General features: G+C 63.2%; 4 protein-coding genes and 1 pseudogene. 1 reads left to right on the top strand and 4 read right to left on the bottom strand.

Annotation, left to right across the window (positions count from 1 at the left end):
- Positions 1 to 341, bottom strand: a 341-nt coding sequence (locus ACRDUX_RS01890; protein WP_526410468.1) for a DUF4262 domain-containing protein, incomplete at its 3' end; no start/stop codon positions are given.
- Between the two features lie 273 nt (positions 342 to 614).
- A complete protein-coding gene (locus tag ACRDUX_RS01885) occupies positions 615 to 995 on the bottom strand; it encodes a hypothetical protein (RefSeq protein WP_526410466.1) in 381 nt (126 codons plus the stop codon).
- 265 nt (positions 996 to 1,260) lie between these two features.
- On the opposite strand from ACRDUX_RS01885, the pseudogene ACRDUX_RS01880 reads away from it, so the two are divergent.
- Positions 1,261 to 1,623: pseudogene (locus ACRDUX_RS01880) on the top strand (Crp/Fnr family transcriptional regulator); the annotation flags it as partial.
- Positions 1,624 to 1,803: 180 nt separating this feature from the next.
- Here ACRDUX_RS01880 and ACRDUX_RS01875 read toward each other — a convergent pair.
- Positions 1,804 to 2,214: a nitroreductase family deazaflavin-dependent oxidoreductase gene (locus ACRDUX_RS01875; RefSeq protein WP_526410464.1), complete on the bottom strand. Its 411-nt coding sequence runs from the start codon at positions 2,212 to 2,214 to the stop codon at positions 1,804 to 1,806.
- A gap of 57 nt (positions 2,215 to 2,271) precedes the next feature.
- On the bottom strand, positions 2,272 to 2,580 hold the full coding sequence (locus ACRDUX_RS01870) for a hypothetical protein (RefSeq protein WP_526410462.1): 309 nt from the start codon (positions 2,578 to 2,580) through the stop codon (positions 2,272 to 2,274).
- Positions 2,581 to 2,730 lie beyond the last annotated feature (150 nt).

Here is a 2,730-nt window from a genome sequence, read left to right as displayed (position 1 = left end):
TCGACGGCGTACTTCAAGTGGACGTCCGGGTGTTCGACCTCGACGACCTCGACGAGGAACCTGTCCTCATAATCGATGTGCATCGCGGGCGCCAGAAGCGTGCCGTCGTCGACGATCATGTGAGCGATCGATTTCAGGACGCGGTTGGAGATGTCGGCGTTCAGTCCGGTGATCAACAATTCGGGTAAACCGTGATCGTGCAAACCGACCGTATACGCCAACGGTCTCTTGTCGTGCTCGAGGAAATGCACCTGCCATCCGTGATGTTCCCTCATCATCTCGCGCAGATCATTGAGGTATTCCTCCTCGGCGCCGTTGGGGTTGTCGCACTTCCAGCACATGGCCGCACCCTTCTGTAGTGGTTTGCGGCCAGCATCCGCCGACGCACCGACAAGTCCGGACCGCGCATCGAAGGCGACATGTTGCCTCGTGTCAAGATGCGCGCGAGGGTGGATTCGTTGCCTCATGTGAATGTGCGCGCTTGGGGCTCGCCAATGTCGATGAGTCCTAGTGGTGTGTCACGCTAATAGCTATCTAATTGTGCGGCAGTCTTGTTGTGCGAATTCAGCACTCACACCAGCAGTGGCGATGTTCAAGTGGACACCAGATACACCTCAGGACGCCAACCCGTCGTAGACCCTCTTGTAGTACGACGACAGAAATCGTGGTCCGATGAACCGCATCGTCGCTACACCGATCAGGCCGGTCAGATTCGTCGAGGTCTGTTCCCACGCGCCGTGTACGGAACTGCCACCCTCGGGCCTGGGCGTGGCTTTGAGCGTCATGAAGCTGCCCGGCGCCTGCGCATCGCCTTCGACGACCGTCAGCGTGACTGAATTCGGCTTCGCCCAGTCGTAGTGCCATTTGGCCCACACCTTCGGAAAGTCTTGGCCCTCGCGGATGTCGGCCTCGGTCTCGCCGACGTGATACACCTCGAACGCCTTGGCCGACAATGCTGGCCAGCGGTGCGGCCGGTTGGGCGAGAAGTCGGTCATTAGTTCGATGACCTCATTAGGCGTTGCCGTTGTCACGAAGTCGAATTCGAAACTTGTGTGCACCCGGACGAACGTATCAGCATGTTACCGCTAGTGAGCCTGTCCTTTTAATAACCATCGGCTTGTGCGATGACCCTGGCGGATGAGTGCTGCGCCGGCCCCAGCATTGGTGATATCCGAGGGACAACGCGAGTCATTGCAGGTGCTGGCGCGGCGGCTTCAACTCCGTGCCGGGGCTGATCGCCACAATCGAGGAATACCTCGAAGCACACAACGAGAACCCCAAGCCGTTCAAATGGACCGCCTGCGGGTGTTGGCCCGCCTGCTGCGTCGCACCAACAACAACCTGGCCGACCTGATCTTCACCGACGTCCCCGGACGCGTCGCCAAGCAGTTGCTGCAGCTGGCGCAGTGCTTCGGCACCCAGGAGGACGGCGCGCTTCGCGTTACCCACGACCTCACCCAGGAAGAGATCGCCCAACTGGTCGGCGCGTCTCGGGAGACCGTGAACAAGGCGCTCGCCGACTTCGCCCACCGCGGCTGGATTCGCCTGGATGGCAAGAGCGTGCTGATCCTGGATTCCGAACGCCTCGCGCGGCGAGGCACGTCGGCGGCTGTGGCGCAGTGAACACCGGGCCAGGTAGTCACCGTTGACTCGGACCCGACCACCCCGGCCAGTGCAATGGAGCCGAAAACGTCGACGGTCATCGACGGAAGATGGCAGTTCGACAACTGCTGGTGGAGCGCCCGAGCTTCATGCGGTCCAGGCGAGCGCCAGCGGGCTCCGAGGCGCGGCAGCTCATCGCCATCAGGCGAGCTTCACCTTCAGATATTGCGCAACGCCCACGCGCTCATAGGTCCGTCGTCGTCTCGGTGGGAGGCTTGGTAAGGCCGTCGCCGCGTCGATCACCTCGGGCTCGGCCACGTCGTGGGTTTCGCCCTTGGCCGATACCGTGGCCCGCCCGGCGGCAATCACGTTCTGCAGCCAGTCCACTTGGGTCCCGTATGCCAGCGGAATGATGAACCCGTCCGGCACACGCTCTGCCCCGACCGGCGTCGAGTACTGTTTGCCTGACTTTCTGCCGGTATGCCGGATAGCGGCGGCGTAACCGTTCTTTCGCCCGGCAAGCGTGCCCATGAGCGGGTTGAGCAAGTACTTGTTCGAGACACGAACCGCGTCCAGCAGCGGACGGGGCCAGGTTCCTGGTGCTAGCGCCACCCTGCTGACGATACTCGACCGTCGACTGCGGCTCTAAGACAACGATTTTGACTTAGGTCAGTTCCGGCGGCTACCCGCCGCATCGGGCGGCACGATGCGCATCCGTTCCGGTAGTGCGTGACAGTCCCACTCGCCGCGCTCCAGCCAGTCGCGGACGATGCGGACGTCATCCTCGTCCCGTATCGGCCCGATCCAGCGGGCCGGGCCGTGGGGTTGGCGGTCGAGTGCACACGGTTGCAGCACGACCATGGCACCAGGAGCGGGTGGCCGTGCGGCGCAGGCGAGCGGCCCGCGCAGGCACGCGGAGCTCACCAGCACGCCGTGCGCGCAACGGCGAATGGACTCCTTCAATGCATTCGTCACCATCCGTTCCGATCCGCCACAACATCTTTCGCAGCAGACCACCGTGAACGGTCGCCGGGTGGCGGGGCGTGCGGAGGTCACGGCTGCCCCTCACCGCGGTCGCCGCGCTGACCGTAGCGGCGGCGAAACTTCTCCACCCGGCCCGCGGTGTCC

It is taken from the genome of Mycobacterium sp. (genome assembly GCF_050701675.1).
Classification (GTDB): Bacteria; Actinomycetota; Actinomycetes; order Mycobacteriales; family Mycobacteriaceae; genus Mycobacterium.
The sequence above is the reverse complement of the archived record's forward strand: the minus strand, read 5'-3'. Positions and strand labels throughout refer to the sequence as shown.

Excerpts from the sequence above, each read along its gene's own strand:
- ACRDUX_RS01885 (WP_526410466.1), bottom strand. The coding sequence starts at position 995 with ATGACCGACTTCTCGCCCAACCGGCCGCACCGCTGGCCAGCATTGTCG.
- ACRDUX_RS01870 (WP_526410462.1), bottom strand. The coding sequence starts at position 2,580 with ATGGTGACGAATGCATTGAAGGAGTCCATTCGCCGTTGCGCGCACGGC.